Annotated in this window: 15 protein-coding genes; all 15 read right to left on the bottom strand. The window is 37.6% G+C overall.

The annotated features are described in order from the left end of the window. Window positions 1-14 precede the first annotated feature (14 nt). Window positions 15-287, bottom strand: coding sequence for a hypothetical protein (locus GT019_RS17275; RefSeq protein ID WP_161744436.1), 273 nt, complete (start codon window positions 285-287; stop codon window positions 15-17). A gap of 3 nt (window positions 288-290) precedes the next feature. After that, window positions 291-2,345 (bottom strand): protease Lon-related BREX system protein BrxL, encoded by a 2,055-nt coding sequence (gene brxL / locus GT019_RS17270; RefSeq protein ID WP_161744435.1) that lies wholly within the window; start codon window positions 2,343-2,345, stop codon window positions 291-293. Between the two features lie 18 nt (window positions 2,346-2,363). After that, on the bottom strand, window positions 2,364-4,922 hold the full coding sequence (gene pglZ, locus GT019_RS17265; RefSeq protein WP_161744434.1) for a BREX-1 system phosphatase PglZ type A: 2,559 nt from the start codon (window positions 4,920-4,922) through the stop codon (window positions 2,364-2,366). 76 nt (window positions 4,923-4,998) lie between these two features. Beyond that, window positions 4,999-8,529 (bottom strand): BREX-1 system adenine-specific DNA-methyltransferase PglX, encoded by a 3,531-nt coding sequence (gene pglX, locus GT019_RS17260; RefSeq protein ID WP_161744433.1) that lies wholly within the window; start codon window positions 8,527-8,529, stop codon window positions 4,999-5,001. Window positions 8,530-8,603: 74 nt separating this feature from the next. Beyond that, window positions 8,604-12,173: a BREX system P-loop protein BrxC gene (gene brxC, locus GT019_RS17255; RefSeq protein ID WP_161744432.1), complete on the bottom strand. Its 3,570-nt coding sequence runs from the start codon at window positions 12,171-12,173 to the stop codon at window positions 8,604-8,606. Window positions 12,174-12,190: 17 nt separating this feature from the next. Beyond that, window positions 12,191-12,757: a DUF1788 domain-containing protein gene (locus GT019_RS17250; protein WP_161744431.1), complete on the bottom strand. Its 567-nt coding sequence runs from the start codon at window positions 12,755-12,757 to the stop codon at window positions 12,191-12,193. 3 nt (window positions 12,758-12,760) lie between these two features. Further along, window positions 12,761-13,360: a DUF1819 family protein gene (locus GT019_RS17245; protein ID WP_161744430.1), complete on the bottom strand. Its 600-nt coding sequence runs from the start codon at window positions 13,358-13,360 to the stop codon at window positions 12,761-12,763. A gap of 17 nt (window positions 13,361-13,377) precedes the next feature. Next, entirely contained in the window at window positions 13,378-13,647 is a 270-nt protein-coding gene (locus GT019_RS17240; RefSeq protein WP_235948439.1) for a TIGR04540 family protein, read from the bottom strand. Between the two features lie 146 nt (window positions 13,648-13,793). Further along, window positions 13,794-14,285 (bottom strand): helix-turn-helix domain-containing protein, encoded by a 492-nt coding sequence (locus GT019_RS17235; protein ID WP_161744428.1) that lies wholly within the window; start codon window positions 14,283-14,285, stop codon window positions 13,794-13,796. Between the two features lie 398 nt (window positions 14,286-14,683). Then, the gene (locus tag GT019_RS17230) at window positions 14,684-15,757 is read right to left on the bottom strand and encodes a hypothetical protein (protein ID WP_161744427.1); all 1,074 of its coding nucleotides are present in this window, start codon (window positions 15,755-15,757) and stop codon (window positions 14,684-14,686) included. A gap of 119 nt (window positions 15,758-15,876) precedes the next feature. Beyond that, a complete protein-coding gene (locus GT019_RS17225; protein ID WP_161744426.1) occupies window positions 15,877-16,239 on the bottom strand; it encodes an NUDIX hydrolase in 363 nt (120 codons plus the stop codon). Between the two features lie 44 nt (window positions 16,240-16,283). Next, window positions 16,284-18,644, bottom strand: a complete 2,361-nt coding sequence (locus tag GT019_RS17220; RefSeq protein ID WP_161744425.1) for an ATP-dependent helicase — start codon at window positions 18,642-18,644, stop codon at window positions 16,284-16,286. Between the two features lie 151 nt (window positions 18,645-18,795). After that, the gene (locus tag GT019_RS17215; protein WP_161744424.1) at window positions 18,796-19,410 is read right to left on the bottom strand and encodes a MarR family transcriptional regulator; all 615 of its coding nucleotides are present in this window, start codon (window positions 19,408-19,410) and stop codon (window positions 18,796-18,798) included. A 578-nt stretch (window positions 19,411-19,988) separates the two neighbouring features. Then, entirely contained in the window at window positions 19,989-20,390 is a 402-nt protein-coding gene (locus GT019_RS17210) for a hypothetical protein (protein ID WP_161744423.1), read from the bottom strand. Between the two features lie 471 nt (window positions 20,391-20,861). Continuing rightward, a complete protein-coding gene (locus tag GT019_RS17205; RefSeq protein WP_161744422.1) occupies window positions 20,862-21,263 on the bottom strand; it encodes a DUF2442 domain-containing protein in 402 nt (133 codons plus the stop codon). Window positions 21,264-21,266: the final 3 nt, after the last annotated feature.

Here is a 21,266-nt window from a genome sequence, read left to right as displayed (position 1 = left end):
TGACTACACAATTTCTACCATTCTTTTATTTGAAAATCAATCAAACAAGACATTTCTACGAGTTTTACTAAAATCTCAGAACTATTATGTCTCGTAATTTCACCAACTTCTTCAGGCTCACCATTCGACATGTAAATCTGCTGAAGACAGTAGAATGTGTTCTCTTTTTCATACCAAACATCATAACACCAATCTTCATTATCTGTATCTTTATACCGAACGGTATATGCTGATCCGTATTCAAGATTAGCAATAAGCTTGGTTAATCGTTGTTCGTCCCATTCCATTGCTTAACCAACCCCCAATGCTTTAAATACCGCATCTGTTGGATCAGAGTAAAATACAGGTTGAACCTTAATAAGTAAATCAGGCGGAACTGTTTGAAAATCCACTACAGAAGATGCTGGAATAAGAACCTTCTTAGCCCCTGCGTCCACAGCAATCTGAAGTGTATTGGCAAACTCATCCACTTTTGAAATTGTCCCCCCAACGGTCATGTTTCCAAGTACAACCATACTCTCTTGTACAGGTCTTTCTAATGCCCCAGAACATAAACCGATTAGTTCGGCTATAGCCAATTCACGTGTCAAACCAATTCCTTGCAAATCACTTATGTGCATTAGATAATCTTTGGTCTTGGTACTGATCGAACCACTGATGCTTTTGCAGTTAGCCGTGAAATAACGGAAGGCCGTATCCAAACTCTCCTTTGCCTCACGTTGAGATCCAACACCCGACTTTTCAAACTTACCTGTACCTGAGACGACCTGGTTTTCCAGCTTGTACACGCCAATCATGCCCGAATCGCCATGGCCTACCGTATAGACGTGCCCTGGTTTGCCAAGCCCTTCAGGGATTAACTTGCCTCCGCCTTGTTCTGGAACAGAAACATAATCCTCACTGAGTGATTCCTTATCTATGTAAGAGAAATGGACATCGTAAAATTCCATGCCACCAATTTTTTTAAGTTGCTCCTTGACCCTTCTTCTTCCTTCAAGTGCGTATTTCAAGATCTCCTCAATGTCATCCCTCGTATACTCACCGTTTGGATACAGGAGCTTTACCATCCCTGAAACGGTTTTACGCACCGCTATGACATCTCTCTGATTCAAGTTATTTCCGAGCTTAAAGTAGCGATCCACGGTATCTGCGAACGATCGTTTCCGCATCTCTCTGAAATACTCAGCCAAGTAATCGACAATGAATCCATATTTATCTGTGAAGAATTCAGGCCGCATCTTCGGAACTTCCCAGCCTGGCAAGTAGTAGTGCATCCGATCAAAGAAGGCTGAGTCATTTGCCATTGCTTCAGGAAACGGTGCAAACAGATGAGAAGTTTTAATTAATGAATCAAGGCTTTGATTAATGTTCCCTACAAATACCATGGAAGCAGATGCCGCTTTCTCCTCCCTGCCGCGCGCAAATGACCCTGATGCCATATAATCCTTCATTATTTGCACGCCATCTCTATCTTTGAAGGTTATCCCAGCTACTTCGTCGAACGCTACCGTGTCCCAAAGTCCAACAAGACCAACTTTCTTTGAAGACATATTGTAGAATAGATTGGCTACTGTCGATTGACCACCAGAGACGAGAATCGAGTTTGGCGATATTTCCTTATAAACGTGCGATTTCCCCGTACCTCTTGGTCCCAATTCGCACATGTTATAGTTATTCTCAACGAGTGGTACGAGTCGAAGTAAAAGATGCCATTTTACTCTGCTCTCAAGTTGTGTCGGCTCCATACCTGTCGAGCGTATGAGAACATCGATCCATTCTTCTTTCGTGAAGCTCTTCCTACCTTCAAACACCTCATTCAAATCCATATTTGGCATTTGAATAGGCTTGAGGCTACTGATACTAAAAGGGTTCATGTTTCGAACTTCTTCGTCGAAGAAATAGTCCATCTTTAACATGCACCAGATTCCACCAGCCAGGAGCTTATCGTACTCCTTAACATAATTCGGCGAAATGGGTACTCCTTTAAGTCCAAGATTCGAAAATTCCGCCACATAGGAGTCAATCTTCTCATTGAGCGTAACTGTAATCTTATCAATAACAGAATACTGTCCCAATTCCCGAATTCTTGACTTAACCTTCTCCGCTTCATCTGGTCTTACGAAATTCTCAGCGAGAATCTTCTTGACCCTTCCAACTCCCTCCCTAATGTTATCCTCATCATCTGTCGCCGCATACATACCGAGCAAATACTCAAGAACATAAACGGGGACGTTAGCTCCTTCTTTCATTAACTTCGTTAGATCTTTTCGAACGACTCTTCCTGAAAAAAACTGGTTGAGTTTGCGATCTAAGTCAAATGATTGTTCTTCATTGTTAGCTTCCATTCAGTTTCCTCCCCTCGATTAAAAATCGAATTCACTCACGATACCCAGATTAATATTGAACATTGTTTTCTCGATAACAATATTTGTTTCGGCATCCTTTGTAATGAGATAGTAGTTAGCATTTTTATCGTATTGAATCGACTTCAGTGCAAAGCGGATCTTAAATGTACGTTCATCAGGCTTGTCCGAAGTTCGGTCACAAATCAACATCTCTTCGTTACTAATCACTGTATCCGTCTCATCCGTCATGAAAATCTTCACAGTACGAGGAACACGTTTGTCCTCCACCTTTTCAGTCTGGAAGAAGGTTAAGTTGAACAGGCTATTCGTGATCTTTCTGGTGGTATTAGTTAGCTTTAGATCAACCTTTTCAATTTCACGACTGTTTTTCTGACCGCTACGGATATTTTTAAATTGTATTAGCGGCACAACTATCTCTTGCAGGCTGGCTCCGCCATGTACGAAGTTAGCTCCACTACCTTGGATCTTGAAGCGAATCGTCGCTTTTGGAACGTATGTCGTAATTTTATGTTCATTAAGAATCAAACTATTCATATTGATATCAAGAAGACCGCTTCGTTCTCCCTGTTCTTGTGTAAAGAGATGTCTGCGTTTCACTTCGAATGCTTGAATGCCTTCCTTCTCAATCTTGTCACTTTCTTCTAATGCTTGACGCTGGTATAAAAAACCATGGTCAGCCGTAATAAAAATATTCGTACCGCTCAAGTCGTCACGAATAATCTTAACGATTTCGTATAACTCATCGATCGCACGTTCTACAGCTGTAAACGTATAAACCTCAGTGGACGCCTTATCGCCTGTTGCATCGATGCTATCGTGATAAATATACACCAGCTTCTTGCCCTTGAACGTTTCCCTGCGTCCAGCTTTATTCATGTTCTTTAACTCTTGATAGTGAGTAGCTGTACTATCAGCTACGGCTCCTTGCAAGATTTCGATTCTTTTATCTAAGCCACTGGAGGATTTTCCATTGACCAACACTTTACCACTTAGATCAATCTCCAAGTTCTTATGCGGCAGAAGCGCTGCCATTCCCATTTTCGTTACGGAAGGAAGTACGCCTAACAATGGCTGAATGTCACAAGCTCCTTTTGTCTCCGAGTTCAACTTTTCCGTCAATTCCACTGCAACCTCATACCTCAAGGCGTCCGAAATAATCACAAATACCCTATCACCATTAGAGATCTTCGGGGCAATAAAGCTGCGATAAAAGTTTTTCTGGCTTTGGATACCTGGTAGGACCCAGTTGAATTTCATTTCGTCATGCACCATAGCAGACCAATGTGAACTTAACTCACTCATAAACCAGTTGGTGTATAAGTTCTCGACCATCGCTTTGAGCTTTTTTAGGATTTCACTATTGGCTTCATTGTCGTACGCAACGTAGAACTTCCGATAGTACATATCCATTTGATGATAGTCATTTACATATGCTTTATACATGTCCACTGCTTGTGTTTTAGGAATGCCCATGCTGTACTTCTTGTGGAATTCGAACATCTTAACCGTGTTGTAAAGAGCTTCATAAATAGACTGATATCGCTCGTAGTAATGCTTTACTCTCCGCAAGTTAATTAACTTCGTATATAAATCATAATCCTCCAGCCGATCTTCTAAACTGTTAGCGATATAGATGATGATGGCTCGATCAAAATACGGAAAAGTATCCGCCGCCTTGAATTCTTCAACAGCAAGCTGATTCACAACATCCGACAGTTTAATTTCTTTCTCAGTAATTTCAGCATACTGGTCATATAGGTGATAATCTGACTTATGATGCATCCAGTGATCGATGAACACCAGTGCACTGGACTTATTACGATTAGCAATATAATTCTTGAACTGCGAAAGTCTTACTTCATCAATCGCATGACTTAGCGCTGTAACTGTCAAATGGATGAACAATGTCTTAAGTGATTTCTGAAGTTGCTCATAGCCATATCTCTCGGCTACTGCATTCCAAAACACCTCTAAGCCGACATATTTCGCAATTGAATCTAAATGTTTGTTCTCACTGTCATCAAGTGAGTCCATAAGAACAATCTTCAGGACATCTTCAAAATCAGGAGTTTTGAGGTTACACAATGCACTCATCATGGTCAATTCAATCGTGCTTTCAGTAAAAGTTGACACTTCAAAACTTTTGAACTTTCGAACCCTGTCCTTACTTCCGAAGAATTTCTCGTAATTCTTCACCGTACTACGGAGTGATGGATCTATTTTCAGCTCGTTCATAATGAGAGATAACTTATCTGCATAGAAGGTCTTTGAATACAGAACTGTATCCAACAACCAGTTGTCCTCCACACTCATGTCGAGGTTGGAATATATCAAATAGTTCGATTTAGGGTCCTCTTCTTCGAGCAAGACCTTAGTGTAGAATTGATTTCCTTCCGACAATATATGTACATTGACGTTCTCGATAAAAATTTCTTGTATGTATTCAGCAAATTCCTGGTCTTTATCAAACCAGAAAATAATCTTACGGTGCTCACCTTCAGCATGTGGCTGAAGAAAGGCTTCCTGGAGTGCCTTTATGACTTCGTCCATATTCATTGATTCATCAACACCTTCCTACCCAAGCTTAAAAACGGGGATACACCAAAACTGGTATATCCCCATTGTAACCAAATTATCTGATTGGAGCGAGCAAGCCTTCAAACTTCGCATAATTTAAAGCAACACCTTCATCAAAATCGATCTCAATTTGCATATCAGCCATATGGTGAAGCTTTTCGTCGTAAACCCGTAGTTCTTCAATCTTTAGATCAAGTGACTTCAGTACTTTCTTCGCATTTGTAATTTCCTTTGTAGTTCCATCTCCATTGATGATATCAAGCAGCGTTTTCTTCTCAGCCTCCATCCGAATCTGAAGTTCATGTAAATAATCAGTTCTGATTCTCGACAATGTTGATTTATCGTATCGGTGCATATAAATTAAGCAATTGAAAGCTCTTTGTTTTCCAGAAGTAAACATCCAATAGATCGGTTTTTTCTTATATGTTTGAACATGGTCTTTGAAATAATCATTTAACAAATATCGATTTATTGTCTCCTTTGAGGTTTCGGAGTTTTTCCTTCCGATCGCATCGGCTATAAAATCAAGGTTCTCATATAGTTTCTCCTCTCCAAACGTAACAGCAATAAATTTCACAAATTGAGTTGAAATATCATCACTGAAATACGCTTCAGACAAAACTGGAATGATGTTATCTTTATCCGCAGGGAATGCTCTATAACGAGAGGGATCAAAAACTCCTCCAGCACAAACAAGTCCCTCTTCATCTAACGAATAACGACCAAACGAACATCCGATTGCATAAGATATAAAACTCTTAATATCACCTTCAAGTTCTGCTTTTTGAATAGTAATATCTTTATCCTCAACATCTGGAATTAACTCTTCATACATGCCATACATTTCGATGAATAATCTGTTTATCTCTTCCTCATTTGACTTGAGCTGATTAAATAAATTCTTGGTGGATTCCTTCCAACTCTCGAAGGCTGAAGAAAGGCTTGATGTTGGATACTTAATCAGTGGATGCTTAATAAAATCCCATGATGTTTCATAGGAATCCCAATCTTGTTTAGAAATTAATACATTTTCATTCACTTTATTAACAATGTGACTTTTTATATTCGATGTAAGAAGAGGAATCTGAATTACATCCCCAACTTTAAAGTCCATTGTCGGGGAAAGAAATTCAAGATAAGCCATACCAATCTTGCTATTTAACAACCCAAATATATAGTATAGCTCTGAGTCATCATCACAAAATCCCTTAGCTCCTTTAGAATCAAAAAGGAAACCATAATCAGAGTATCTTACAGAGATACTGCCCGTACTCAATGCAGACCAAGTAATACCTTTTTTAAATCCAAAATCTCCATTATAATTATGTGACCTTATTCTGCCTGTTTTCACATCAATATTATTCCTAATCTCAAAGCCGTCATTCTCCCAATTTACAATATAATCATTGTTCCCGTACCACTTTCTGTAGCTCCCGCCTTTGTTATAAGGGAACCACTTTCCTTTAACCTCCAAAGCACTTTCATTACTTTTACATCCGAAGACTATTTTTGTTAACTTTACTTCATACCAGTTTTTCAAGAATTTGTCATTATCAGCTGTTGCCATACCTTCTCTTGTTACCATTTTTGTTCCTACAGAAGGTTCGAGAAAGTTTTTAGTAATGTTTTCACTTACCCAATATGCCAAAAGACTACCTGGAATGGATTTAAAATTTTCTTGATTGAATAAAAAACGATAAGAAACTTCAGAGTTTTGGATCATATCTAATGCTTTGTCTCTTTTATCTTTGGCATTTTTTTCATCAACTAATCGTAAATAAATACCTTTAGTATTTTTTATTGCAATATTTCTTAGTACAAAGGCTGTAGATTGAACCACTTCACCGCCTATCTCCTCAAATGCTCTTGGCCCTAAATGCAACATTGAATCTATAAATTTGTTACGAACTACCTTTTCTCTTAATTTTACAAAGCTTGATAAAAACATCCATGAATGCTGATTAATACTCGCATAAAAACTGTATTCTTTTAAATAGTGATCCACTTCCATAAAGGCTGCAAATAGATCTGCCTTTGAATCAGGGTAATGTTTACTTAAAAAATTTGATAAAACTGCATTCATATTTTTTGAACCCATGTACGGTGGGTTTGTAACAACAACATCATAAAAGTTGTACATAATACTTGCTTGTTTAATTAAATGTGATAGGATCGCTAAAGCCTTTTCCCTTTTTTCAATCATAAACAAATCATCGATAGATTGTTCCTTGATAATCTTTAATCTTTGCTCTAAAAATTCATGAGGGTACACACTAACTTTAATGAGAGAACCCAATGTCTTTGCTTCTTTAAATTGTTCAATAAAAATCTTTGTAATATTATATTTATCCCCTATTTCTACTCCTGCAATAAATGCAACTTCTTCATTAGTAAGACTGTTTGACTCTTGTATCGAAGCCAGATTTAGTGTCAATCCATCTTTTTCAATACTTCTAAAGAAACGTTTGTTATACTCCATTGCCTTCATAACGACCGAAAAACAAGCCAGTTGATATGCTCGATCATCTATATCCAGTCCAAACAAATTATTTTCAATAATAAGCCTTGGTATTTCACGTTCCATATAACCACATCTAATATATATTTCGTATAACACCTCAAACATGTAAACGAGTATGTGACCGCTTCCCATCGCAGGATCGAAACACTTAATACTCTCAACATTCAATTCTTTGTTTACGTATGGAGCAAGCTTCTCTTCTATCTCTGATTCCCGATTCTGATCTTGAAGATAAAATTCCCAAGTCTTTGATAAACTCCTGTGTTCAGAATGTCCCTCAATCCAATAACGTCCGAGAGAGTTCTGTACCATGTATCGGACAATCCAATCTGGTGTAAAGAGTTGTGTCGCATAGGGGATTTCTTCAGCATTGAACTTAGCTTTATCTTTAAAAACCCTGTCTTTTTCATCAGAAATATAAAATTGATATAACCAGCCAATAATCTCAACTTGTTCCCAATCTGTTTCAGAAATTGCATCCGTATAAGTCATTTTTCTTAGGAACGAATCTTTTGTCAACAATCCTTCAGGAAAAAGGATCTCTTTATAATCATCAATCGTTTCAAACATGAACGGTAGGACTTTATTCAAACTGTTACATTGCTTAATAATTAAATATTTGAACAGGTCTTCTGTTTTGTTATTGAGCTTTAACTCGTATACCAGCTCCTTATCAATATCTAATTCAATGATCAATGCCTCTTTAATAATATCGGGTTCATTGCTGTCGATATTACTGGATGACAGTACTCTTACCTTAGTAGGGAGATAATTATTTATCTCCATGAACCTCAACGCAGTGAATCGGTTAAACCAGGTATATGCGACTTCCTCAACAACCTGCGTATACCCGATTTCTTTAATTCGAGATATTAGTTTCTCCCTTTGTCTCTTTTCCGTTGCGGTGAGTTGCTTACCGTTGATATAAATTGCATCTGAACTTTCGAATTGAGTATTCTTGATGTTATCTTCAGTAATTCCTAATTTATAAGCCCTTGCTTTGACTTTCTCAATCAGTTCTTTATGAGCGTTAGTAGCAAAACTTTTCAATGTTGCTTTATTCATTCTTGCTTTTCACCAACCCATGATGGAATGTGTTTTAAGTAATCAAGAGCCGTGGCCATAGACCACGCTCTTGATTAATCAATAAACTCGATTTGTTTGTTATTCTTTAATATCTGCTTCAACTTTGCAGACAATGTGTTTAGTAACATATCTACTTCAGCTTCCGTTCTTAATGTCTTAGTAGCAAGTAGATCGTTCACTTTCACTCGTTCTTTTTGAGAAACAGCTTTTACTATAACTGGTGTTTTATCTCCCCCACCATCCCATGAAACTGGCGGTTCCCCTTGTTGTTCCCTTTCAAAATCACTAATTTCATGATTTATAATAACACTCTGTTTCTCTTTAAAATTAGAACTTTGTGTTATTGATGCATCCACCTTAAAGATATTGTCAAGATTATTCATTACACTAATCAAGTCTTCATAATAATCCAGAATCCGTTTTTTCGTAGCTTCAGACACACCGTCTTCATTTGCACGTAAAGTAAGATAATGAAGATCCAAATTAATGACGTTTTTCGCCACACCCTTTTTCTCTTCAAGTATGATCCTGCTGTGCTCATCAATTTTATTCACCAGTTCAGGGATATCTTTAATTTCCCGATATGGCTGTGGATTAATTAAGATCTCTTGCAACTTATCAGCATAACTTTTGATCTCGTTACTCGATAAGTAGACATCGTTCTCTTTATACTTATCGATTGCTCGAAGTCCTTTGTCAAAAATGTCTTTTTGTGATGTAAAGAAGCTCTTCACATATGTAACATCTTCTTCCCATTCTAAGAGGTTATCTTCCAGCTCACGCAACTTTGTGAAGAAGGATACATTGTCCAGACCTTTTGTAAACTCACCAAAATACTCAAGTCCTTTATTCAAGAGACTTCCGCCAGGATACTTTCTCCCTTCATAGCGGTTTTTGAGGGCATTGATTTCTTTAATCTGATCGTCTATTAGTCCTCGAATGTCCTTTATCAGCCCATCCTCATCATCAGCGACATCTGATTTATTAAATACTTGCTTACATACGTTCTTTGCAACCTTCAGTAATGCTTCGTCCACAATCACACGTCTTACAATGATTACTCGATCAATGTCACTCGATTTGGTTAGTGCATTTACGGTATTTCCATCTTCTGACTCCAGATATTCCGAGTTTAGTCGCAGTCGAATCCGCTGTTCTTTCATCAGTTCTGCTATCAAACCCGAAATGTCAAGTTCCTTCCAGCCATACGGCTTATCCTTGTAGCGATCCAAAATTGTTTTTACCCGCACTTGCTTTTGGATGTTATCCTGTAAAGAAATAAAGTCCATAACTTCCTTAATTGCAAGCTCATTTGTATTAGACGATGCGCCATCAATGGTCAGTTGCTCATAATTCTTTCTAAGAATTAAACTCAAGTCTTTTTCTGAATCCAGGAAGGTCTTAACATAATTCAGCTTCGTATACACGTTTTCTACCAAGGTAAGAAATCCAGCATTTAAGCGCTCTTTAACCGTCGAGCCTTTAACCTCGGCTTTATTTCCATTGATATAGAATGTACCACCTTTTATAGCCTCTTCCAGCATATCTTTTACTCGGCGCTTACGATCCCTTGCCTCTGCTTGTTTATTGTTTAAAATATTCTGTATGCTCTCTGGAAGCTGAGTCGGAACTTTCTTTTTTCGATATTCCTCAATCTTGAGGACTTCTTCCATCTCCTCGACGTATGCTTCACTGCCGCCGAGCTTCAGAATCATCTCTCCTGTGCCTGATGACATAAGCATCAGCTCTTGTTCTGATTTGACATAGTGATCAGATAATGGTGAGAGTATATTAATTCCTATGCTCGACGTTTGATTGCCAATGTTCTTCTCATCCATTTTTTGATTGTAAGAAAACTGGTATTGCGCCGAGTAACGGTATTTTTTATCATCATACAGATCTTGATAGATATAATTCGCAAGCTCACGCTTGAGTATATCCTCTTCAATTTTCATCGCTTTGATCTCACGGTTAATATCCTGTTCATCGTCTGTTAAGAATAAGTAGAAATCACCATTCTTTTGAATAAGTGTTTCTGAAATCAGTTTTCGAAGGGAAATCTTTATTTTCTCCTTTAGTGCAAGCTTATCTTCATCAATTTTCGTTACCATGAGCGTAGCAATGTTGTCCAGATTCGCAGGAACCTCTTTCACGTATTTGATCATAAACAACACTTTCAGCAAATCCATGTTAAACTCATCGTCACGTAACGCATGATTCTGATACGCACCATCAATAACCCTCGCAACGGAAGGGGTTAAAAACTCTTTAATTGTGTCATAAAACGCATAAAAAGGAATAAGTGTTCCTTCTTCAGCAGCTTTAAATCGTAAGCCAGCTTCTTTGAATGCCGAGAGCATGGAGCGCTCTCCTTCCGACAAATGCTTACCCGAACTACCATGTTTACGTACCTGTTCGAAAACGTTTTGAAGAAGTTTAAACTGATATGGAAGGAATGGATAAACATCCGAAAATTCCAAATCATTCTCATATCCACGCAAATCGGCTGTGCTATCCTTAAAACTAATGAGGTTTTTAAGCGTTGCACTCTTCTCATGGTGAAGAAGCTTCAGCTTGTCAGAAACGTGCTCCTTCTTTTCAAGAATCCGCTTTTTAATAACCTCATCAACCGATATAGAAGATAATGATAGTCTCGTATCGAAACGTCCTTGAATACGAGAGAAGTCATCACCTTTTACTTTCACAATGCTGTCGATACTTTCCTGCGAAGTAACCACTATCCACACTTTACCCTGACAATGTGTTCCAAGGTCTTCAGCCAGCGTTTGAAGGTTTAGCATTAATTGGCGGCTATCACCGATATATTGTCCAATCTCATCTACCAAGAAGATCAGGTGAAAGTTGTTTCCTTTCTGAGCTATATACTCCTTAACGTCTTTGGAAAACTTTTCGATGCTGATTTCAAAGTTATTAACGCCATTCTCAAACCAGTTTCTTGCTGTTTCTTCAGACATCGAAGTAACCTTGGTTAATGAACCGATAACGTAGTCGGCATCAAAATAGAAGGTGTTCCTGCGGTCTACCCACTCTTCACCCGCCACAGTTTTAAATTCCCGCTTAAAGTCCTCATATACGCCTTCTTTGGACAGATACTTTTCCATTTCGGCAACGCCAGGAATATCTCCATAGAAGCCTTGATGCTCGTAAAAGACTTTCGTGAACACACGAAGAATAGCATCCTCCTTTGATTTGTTATCCAAGGAGCTTTTCGAGTCAATATTAAAGAGAATTACTTCTGTTTCGACGTTTACCGTTCGTTTCATATTTGCGTAAACAAGTTCGTCTTGAATTTTATTAGCAAAGAAATCAACGGCCCGTTTGTCCATTGCTTTCTTATTTTCCAACAAGTAAGCAAGGATTTTCAAAAAATGCGATTTACCCGAACCAAAGAAGCCCGAAATCCAAACACCCATCTTATCAGTCGTTCCATCTATCCCTTGCTGATAATTCTCATAAAACTTTGATAAGTGCTTGTTAAGTTCCCGTGTTACGACATACTCATCAAGTTCTTGATAAATGTTATTTTCATCGGTCTGAGCAACTTTTATAACCCCTTTAATGTTACGTTCAATGTCCTTTACGAACATGTCCTTAATCAACACAAACCTTCCCCCTCTGCTTAATCCACTAAACGGAATGCTCTATAATAATTGTCATCTTTGAAGCGGTCAAACAATCGTAGCGATAGACCATCGTACTTACCTGGGAAGAACATGATAACAGGTACTTTATCCAGCACCTCTTGAAGATTGTTCAAGATGTTATGCGATCGTACAAATGGATAAACTTTTCCTACGCCAGTAATAAATACGACATTATGATCGCCCTGTTTCTCCTTAATCTTCTGCAGAAAGATATCAGGTTTCGCAAAATTAGCCATTGCCTTAAACAAGGCTTCCTTCCCCTGCTTCTCTTCCATTTGAGGAATCCGATCATAAACTCGCTTTTCTTTCGCAATCTCAATAAGCAACTTGTACAGATCGAACTCAATGATTCGGCGGCCAGATCCTTCATGACTGAACTCCTTCAATATAAACGAGATATAATCTCGAATGAGTAGTTCATGCTCAGGCTCATAATCGAACACATAGAAGCTGATCTCGTTCCCCAATCCTCTACCCTCAATGAACTTATCTTCCTTGATCTTCGGCATGATCTTGTCGAGTCTGCCTTTAATGTTCGCCATGCTTTATACCTCGCCCATTGCTCGAATATAAGCAATGTCTCCAATATGTATCAAATGTTTTTTTAACTGATCATCCATCAGAAGCCTACTTAGTTGACCCGACTTCTTATCCTTCAAGATGCCTGACTCAAGTAAGATCCGCTGTATGACGTTCTTCAATTTCTTAATCGTTTGCTCCGTCCAACTTGCTACCCCTACATCTTGTTCTGCCTTAGAGGTGAAATAGAGATTGATGTCTTTCTTCTCTAAAAGATAGTTGCTCGATTCAAGCTTTTCACGAATAACCTCGTTCATGAATTCGAAAAACAGCCTGTCCGTCTTCATGATAGCGTATAGGTTAACGGTTTTCCCTGTCTCCAAAGACCGTTCCAACATCAATTGAGACAACGTATCATCCAGAACACTTACTCTGCGCAATACTGATGGCAAGCTTCGTTTTAAACTTGCATTAACCTGATACTGAAACAGGTTTTCAGAAAGAACCTTCTCCCTTATTTCTTGTTCGTCGAATCCCTGTAATCTAAGACTTACGACCTGCTTGAACTCATAAAACATGAACGAAGCACCAGTTAGAGTGGCACTATATTCTAATTCTTGAGACATATCGCAATCACCTTCTTTCAACCTGTAGATTGTGTATCGTGAATAAATCCGTTTAACTTTAATATCCGTTCAATAACATCAAGCCTTCTTTTCCCGCATTGTTGCTTTAGGATCGTAGTAAAACCATTCTGTTTTATAATCTTGTTCGAATTATTTAAGTATATCGCCGAAACATGTCTTATGAAATCATCCTCACTTATATCACTACACCAATATGCGTCGACGATTTGATTCACTGAATTCGCAAGATCCCTTTGCGTCTTATAAAAGAGCTTAACCTCCAACATCGGTCACCTCAGCACACTTCAATTTCACTTTATTCTTATTTTATTCTTACTTTTTTGGACATGCAATATGCAGGGCAAAAGAAAAAACCGCTAAAAATAGCGGTTCACACCATAACATCGAATTTAATACCCCATGATCCTTAATTTCATATTGCCCCCTTAAGCTCCTCCATCATCTCCGATAACAGATACAGATCTTTGCATTTGCTTTTGGAACTCCATTCGCAGTCAATAATATACTCAATAATTTTCACCACCAATATTTTGGATTCCTTATTTGATACGTGACTCTTAATTGTAAAGGTGTTTCTAATTATTACGTCAACTAAAGTAGGCACTTCCTGTGGTTCCATTTGTTGAAATGCAGGTTCCATTAAATTTGAATACGGAATTTCGAGAGCTTTTGCAAGTCTGTATACTGTTAGAATAGTTGGATTACGCTTGCCTCGCTCTAAACGATTCAAATATGCAGGAGATATCCGTGCACCTTCAGCCAATTCCCGTATACTCATTCCTTTTACTCGCACTCTTAAATGTTTAAGTAGGAGTCCGAAATTTGGATTAATTGAGTTTCCCTCTTCCTTCTCTTCTCCACCAAAAGCCTCAAATTCTTGGTCTTTCATTCTGTTATCGTTCATGCAAATAGCACCTCCAAATTTTCTCTAATGAGATCCTTCAAAACTTGAGCCATGTCTTGAGCCATGTATTATAAGCACTTCGTGCCTGTACGATAACAATCTGAGAAATTCACTAATGGTAAGATGGTGCATACTCCGCTTCAGTCGTCAAGTTCAATTTATTCTAACCTGTGGATTCATAATCATATAAGCTCAAGAACTTCGTTGAATGATGTTGACGATGAATACGGTGCTTGTCTATGTTTTAGTACGCTCTGATTATTTCCGAAAAGCGTCGTTTTCACCATAGTTCAGATTTATTAATTCATCAAGATACCACGCAGTGCCAAGCCTCACGTTGCACTCTAATGTTTTCGCCTAAGCTTATTTCCAAATAAGTTCACTCCTATTTACATCTATCAATACCTTAAGACCTTTCTTGTTACCAAGTTAATCCCTTTAGTATAATTTTGTAAACTACATATCAAATCTGATTTTATTCTTTGATCATCGTTAAAATAGTAATTTGGGTTGGTAGATCCCAAAACACAAAATGAAGTTTTATCTGGTGCTAATTCATTTCCAAGATAATGATCTGAATAATTTGTAACAATAATATAATTATATGGGGTTTTTTTATAATCATTTATGTACCTATTATGATCCCCCTCAATTAAAGAGGATAAGTCATTAAAGTAGGGTATCTCTCCTAAATGAAGATTCTTACCTGGTTTGAGATTCGAATCAAGAAAAATAATAAAAGGAAGATGATTTGGAGCTTGTTTTTTTGCATCACTAAGCAATCTACTTAAAAAATGATCCTTCATTTCACCAGATGATGAATCTAATACACCTTTAAATTTTTTACTTTTAGCCTCAATACCAATTCTATCCTTCGTTTCTCTATGAGTCGCAATAAACTCACAAGATTTTCCGTAATTATTAGTTTCAACAACGTCATAATCTATGTCGAAACCTGCTCTAAGCATTAATGATGCTACAGAAATCTCATACTTTACCCCTTGGAAGTGATCAATATTTTGCAATCTCTTTCGCAAACGTTTTGGAAAACTATTCTCTATCTGAAGACAGTAAACATCAAATGCTAATTGCAATAATGCTCTAATATTACCTGTCGAAATTTTATTCAATACACTGGTATGTTCATCTAAAAAATTATATTCATCTGTCTCATGATCTTGAGTACGCCAATCATAGTATTTTTTTAACCAACGAGCTAATAGTTTGTTTTTTGAATTTTTGCCAATAGTATTATTGAAATTCTTCACTATAAAATCAACAAAAGATTCTTCATTAGGGTTAAATTCTGCCTTTAAATATTTTGAATTAGGATTATTCACTGGATTTAAATTTGCAAGTAGCTTTTCTTCAACTAAATCTTCCACAAGATAAATTATGTTTCCTGTCTGATTTACCAAAGCAATTACCTCCAAACCGTTAACCTTCGATTTCAGTTCCTTTACTGCCCTCATTACTCTGTGCCCCTGTGTTTGCTACTTACCAGTCAAATAAACGATCAAGCTTGCAGAAGTTTCATCAAATAAGCGATTCAAATGTAGGGTGACACGGCTTATGCGTAGCCTTGTGGAAATTAACCTACTGTCTCCAAATATAGATTTAACATAGGAGAAGTAATAGAATCAAACTTATCATTGTCGTTTAAGTTTATCCAAGCAATTTCAACGATGTCTTGTTCGTTCTCAGTATCAAGAAAGAGTTCTCCGCCATTGATTTCTGCTATATAAGTGTATTTTTCATTTTTTTCATGAAGCAGTGTTCTGATCCTTACATCATATCCAGTTTCTTCTTTGATTTCTCTGATACAAGCGTGCTCAGGGGTTTCATTTTGATCGATACCACCACCTGGAAAGTTCCAAACGATATCCCCACGGTCTACAATTTCTCTAACCATCAACACAGAATTACTTTGAACAATTATTCCTTGAGCAATCATGGATTGAACCTCCCACCACTGTTTTTAATCGTACGAAGAAATTGTTAGGTTTGAAATTCCTGCAAGTATTTTTTAGATGCCAGTGCACGTTCCATATGTTCTGTTTTAGTCTTTAATTGATAAGAGATGATTCCTGTCTCTTTGAAACGCTCAAATTCTTGTTCACATTCTTTGATTCGTTCCTTAAATGAGGGATTGGAATCCAAGATAGTAGAAGAAGATTTCATCTTTTCAACGACTCCGCGATAATACTCTATTCCGTATTTAGGATCATCTTTAGATGGTGTTTCTTGAGTTGGGCTATAATTCTTGAAGATATCCTCTTTCTTATCTAATCTGAGATGATGTAGGATCTTGCTTAATTTTTCCGAACTTTTTATAGCATTGGTGTTATGTGCGTTTGGAACAATTTTACTTCCTCTTTTTCTTGACTCCTCCTTCTTCTGGTTCACCTTTGATGGTTTCAAGCTGTTCCTAACCGCTGTTACGTATTGCGACTCTGTTGCATTTTCACCATCTCGTTTTCTGTACACGATTAATTCTAAATTTTTCTTTGCCCTTGTCATGCCCACGTAGAACAAGCGGGTCGCTTCTTCCATGTGTGGTTCATTCATGACTTCACTTACCGATGGAATAATTCCCTCTATTAAATCGATCATGTATACCGTTTGAAACTCAAGGCCTTTCGAACTATGGAAAGTCGACAGAGTGACAACATTCTGCCCTCTTCTTAATTTGGCATTCTTTAATACCGACTCCAGGTACTTTAACCGATCTGCAAACTCCCCCATTGTCGCCAGAGAACCTGCAATCTCTTCCAATGTGTTCAAGATGCCAATCAAGTATTCTTTTCGGAAGCCAAGACGCTCACACATCTTCTCAATAACCTTTTCATAGCCCAATCTTTCTCTAATTACACGGATAGCATGTCGCGGCGGCATTCCTTTCATTTGTGTAAATGTCTCTTTACGCTCAACCAATTGCTTATGCTGGAAATCCTGCAATTGAACGTAGTTCAGTAAGTTGTCAAACACTGATTCGTTATTGTCGATCTTTTTTAAAGCTGCCATTTGCTGCTTAGTAATATAGCAGTTAAACTTCAAATAAATTTTCTCCAGAATATCAGCTCGCTTGTGAGTAAATGTCATTCTCATGAAATTCAAAATATCATTAACTACCCAATGTGAGAAAAACCGATTATCGGCATCCTTCATGTAGAACGGAATGCCCGCCCGATCAAACTCATTCATTAAAGTAATGGATGAAGAGTTATTACGATATAACACTGCCACTTCAGCCAGATTCTCAATTTGCTGAATTTCCTGCACCAAATATTTTGCTTGATAGATGTGATCAGCGAAACTTCTGATCTTAATCGGCTTATTTGATGGATTCTTGGTGAACATATTCTTGGCGTACCGATTCTTATTTCGCTTGATGAATTCATTTGCAATTCCCACGATATCCTTTGATGACCGATAATTCTGTTCCATAAATAACGTTACGGCATTAGGATATAACTCCTTAAAGTTCAAAAGATAGGAAGGCTCCGCCCCCCGCCAGCTATAAATGCTCTGATCATCGTCGGCAACTACACAAAGGTTCCGATGTAATCGAGTGAGTTTCTCAATAATCGCATGTTGAACCAACGATGTATCCTGACTTTCATCTGTCAGAAGATAGTCAAACTTCTGTTGGTATTGTCGAAGTAGTTCTCCATCCTTCTCTAATACTTGTTCCCCGATAACAAGCATGTCGTCAAAATCAACTAACAACTTGTTATGCCCCGTCTTCTTGTACGCCTCATATGCATGAAAGATCGACTCTGCTTTAGGAACATCAACATGAACCTTAGACCAGTCCTCTGGTAGAATCATCTTGTTTTTAATGTAGCTTATATAAGTTGTTAGCTCTTCCAACTGATCTTCAGTAATGTTCTCTCCTACAATCGTCTTGAAGAGCTTGCGCAAGATTATTTTCTTATGTAACGGGGGACTTTCAGAATCGACTTCCTCCTGCTCCGAAGCTAAATCCACATCGCCTTCAATAATCTGAAAAGCCGTTCTTGTTCTCCGAAAGAATTCGCGCACCACTTCAAAAGCAAAGCTATGTATGGTCGAAAAATTTACGGGCGTAAGATCAGGAAAAAACCGTTTAAATCTCTCCTCCATGTCACCCGCTGCTGCGCGGCTAAACGTTACAGCTTTTATTCTTGATGGATGCACTCCCAGTTCCTCAATTAGATAGCCGATGCGCATAATGATAGTCGTCGTCTTACCAGAACCAGGGGATGCAAGCAGAAGCAGCGGACCGTCTGTCTGGAGAACGGCCTTCTTCTGCACCTCATTTAAAGAAACGCCAATTTCATTTTTCTTGCGAACAAAGAAGTCCTCTCTAAACTTCATTATGTGTATTCCTTCCATATCCATATCCGAATCCGAATCCGATCGATCAAAATCGTAATATTACCCTAATGATTCAGCAAACTCATACACAGACAGTGTTCTATCAAAGCAATAAAGTAGCCCATAAAAATTTTTTTAGAATCTCTTCTCTTTAGATTTCACACTCGTTTATAGTTCCTACAGTATCGATAAAGATTGCTGTAATACCAGTTCTTCGCTTCGCTAACAAAGGAAGCTTGTTCCAAAGATTACGAAACTGCTTTACATCTGGCAATGCAATCGTATACTTCGCATTAGGATCATCCATTCTTTGAAGCGTTTCAGCAAGGACACCTAAAAAATAATTCACATTCATTGCACTTAAAGACCCTAATCCTTTGACTTCAATGATCCATCGCTCAGTTCCTCTTATTGCATTGATATCAATACCAGGTGTTTTCCCCCATGCAATTTGCGTAACCCATCCATTCAGATGCAAATGATTTTTCAGAATCTCCTTTAAACTATCTTCACTAAATATCTTCGAACTCTCTGCCAGATCGACTGGAGATGCTTCTTTAGCATTTATTTCAGTGACTAAATAGTTGCCAATTAATCCATCTTTTCGATTAGCTCTTTTTAAAACACCTTTGCTTACCAATGCCCTACATGTCTGGTTAACCACCTGTTGTGGCTCATTTTTACCTAAAATTGAGTTTGTAATTTCTCGATCAGTTGAACCATCTCTATCTTTCAGATAGTTAGTGATCTTATCCTTCAAATTCATGACTCGCCCCTCATTTTCGCCAGTTTTTCCCTATTAATCTATTATAGACTACTTCCATTATCTACGTAATTATTTGGCTTCTGCGTAATTAAAGTTATACTCTTCTATCGGTTTGATTTTCACCCATTAATAAATACCATAATAAATGAGTTACAATAAGTCCGTACTTGCTTTTGAGATTCGGGATTCTGTGCGTAATCTTCTTAATATCCTCTTCTTTTTTTCAGCTCTCTAACTATATTTTTTAGATTTCGTGAATCAATTAAACCTTTGTCCAGAATTTCCTTGCTGATCTCTATATTCCTTAACACTCGTTCAAATCCAGACGAAACATCATTTTTTGTTATACGAATTACCCTGTTACGATTGCGGGGTTGTATTTTCACATTAACTCTTCTCCTTAGCCGAAGTAGTAGCCTTCTGGAACAATTCCGTCTTAGAACGGTCCGTTAGGAAGGTAACGAGCACTAAAAAAGCACTCGATCTCTGTTTGAGATGTGTGCTCTTTGCTTTCGTTTTGAATTGTTATATCGATTTACTCTAAACATAGATTATCGCCCCAATGTGCTCATTTAGTTCTAATTGAGTTTATTTATTGATAGCAAATAAGCCCATTCTTCCATATCTCGCTTCTCTAAAAGCGTTAACTCACTTTCTCTGTTAAAGAGTGTTTCTTCATATGTGCCGCCATACTTAGTTTCAAAGAATGAGATAACATCCAAAATCTCCTGTTGTTCTTGTGCAAGTGTCATCGGACGTAAACTTGTTCGTTTTTGTTCTATTTCATAAAGTTCCACGATTTCATTAATTGGTATGTCTTTACTAATTGATTTATACATAGCCGTTTCTTGAATTTGACACTGCATATTATCACTTGGAAGATATGCATCAATAATCCTACCGACTTTCAGCCATGTGATGATCGTTGCATCGTTTACTCCGAAGAATCGCGCTACTTGTTCGATTTTATATGTATTCATAAGCTTACACTCCTTATCTGCTTTAATATGCATTCACTGTTCAAAAAAGCTAAAAGCCGTTAATTCCAAGTAGAGCTCTTCAAGCGAAGCGACATTAAAAGTCCTGGATATCCATTAGTAAACAGTCATTAACCCTCAATTACTGACCTCCCTCTATACTGAGAACAACCGTAAAGTATCAATAGAACATCTATACATTGAAGGGCACCCCATTAAATCCAATTGATTCTCCATGACAGTAGAAATGCTCTTATATCGACAAAATATAGACATCATATGGATATTATCAATATACTTTATGATTAAAGCTCTACATCATACTTGCCCGAAATTGAAGTCAAGATTAAAATGCAAGTGGTTTTGCTACATAGTATCTTAGGATCAAAATCTATGTTACGCGCAATACGAACTGCCCTGTAACTAATCAGCGACATACTTTGCATTACCTTTGCTTTGGTAAGCCTATTTTAGTCATTTTTTAAATTTCTTCATTTCTTCTTCTGTTAAGTTTAAAGGGTCAACCCCCTTTTCGTCACAATAGTTAAGCAACTTGCGAATCATTAACCTTTTTCCATCTGGAGGTGGAACTGCATAAATCCCATCAAAAATATCATCGTCAACTGATTCGCTGTTGTCAAACAAAAATTCAACTGCAATATCATATCCATTGGGCCAACAGATCGTACCTGTGCCGTCAATCTTAACTGATTCAAAAAGTTTTAAATTATTCAAAATATCATTAACCAATCCTTGTTTGCCTTTTGCAAATACATAATAATCAAAAATCTTGTAGACTCCGTTATCAAACTTTAGAAGTAGCTTGAAGTTAGCCGCAGCAATTACAAAAATAATATTATTTGATATCTTCCTCACCTC

Source organism: Paenibacillus glycinis, from assembly GCF_009909185.1.
In the GTDB taxonomy this organism is placed as follows: Bacteria; Bacillota; Bacilli; order Paenibacillales; family Paenibacillaceae; genus Paenibacillus_Z; species Paenibacillus_Z glycinis.
The sequence above is the reverse complement of the archived record's forward strand: the minus strand, read 5'-3'. Positions and strand labels throughout refer to the sequence as shown.

Bases quoted from the DNA above. Each gene is read 5' to 3' on its own strand.
- GT019_RS17230 (WP_161744427.1), bottom strand. From the start codon at position 15,757: ATGAGGGCAGTAAAGGAACTGAAATCGAAGGTTAACGGTTTGGAGGTA.
- GT019_RS17240 (WP_235948439.1), bottom strand. From the start codon at position 13,647: ATGTTGGAGGTTAAGCTCTTTTATAAGACGCAAAGGGATCTTGCGAAT.
- GT019_RS17215 (WP_161744424.1), bottom strand. From the start codon at position 19,410: ATGAATTTGAAGGATAAGATCACTAACTATCTGAAAGATAGAGATGGT.
- GT019_RS17275 (WP_161744436.1), bottom strand. From the start codon at position 287: ATGGAATGGGACGAACAACGATTAACCAAGCTTATTGCTAATCTTGAA.
- GT019_RS17220 (WP_161744425.1), bottom strand. From the start codon at position 18,644: ATGAAGTTTAGAGAGGACTTCTTTGTTCGCAAGAAAAATGAAATTGGC.
- GT019_RS17210 (WP_161744423.1), bottom strand. From the start codon at position 20,390: ATGAATACATATAAAATCGAACAAGTAGCGCGATTCTTCGGAGTAAAC.
- pglX (WP_161744433.1), bottom strand. From the start codon at position 8,529: ATGAATAAAGCAACATTGAAAAGTTTTGCTACTAACGCTCATAAAGAA.
- GT019_RS17250 (WP_161744431.1), bottom strand. From the start codon at position 12,757: ATGGCGAACATTAAAGGCAGACTCGACAAGATCATGCCGAAGATCAAG.
- GT019_RS17245 (WP_161744430.1), bottom strand. From the start codon at position 13,360: ATGTCTCAAGAATTAGAATATAGTGCCACTCTAACTGGTGCTTCGTTC.
- GT019_RS17225 (WP_161744426.1), bottom strand. From the start codon at position 16,239: ATGATTGCTCAAGGAATAATTGTTCAAAGTAATTCTGTGTTGATGGTT.
- GT019_RS17235 (WP_161744428.1), bottom strand. From the start codon at position 14,285: ATGAACGATAACAGAATGAAAGACCAAGAATTTGAGGCTTTTGGTGGA.
- brxL (WP_161744435.1), bottom strand. From the start codon at position 2,345: ATGGAAGCTAACAATGAAGAACAATCATTTGACTTAGATCGCAAACTC.
- pglZ (WP_161744434.1), bottom strand. From the start codon at position 4,922: ATGAATATGGACGAAGTCATAAAGGCACTCCAGGAAGCCTTTCTTCAG.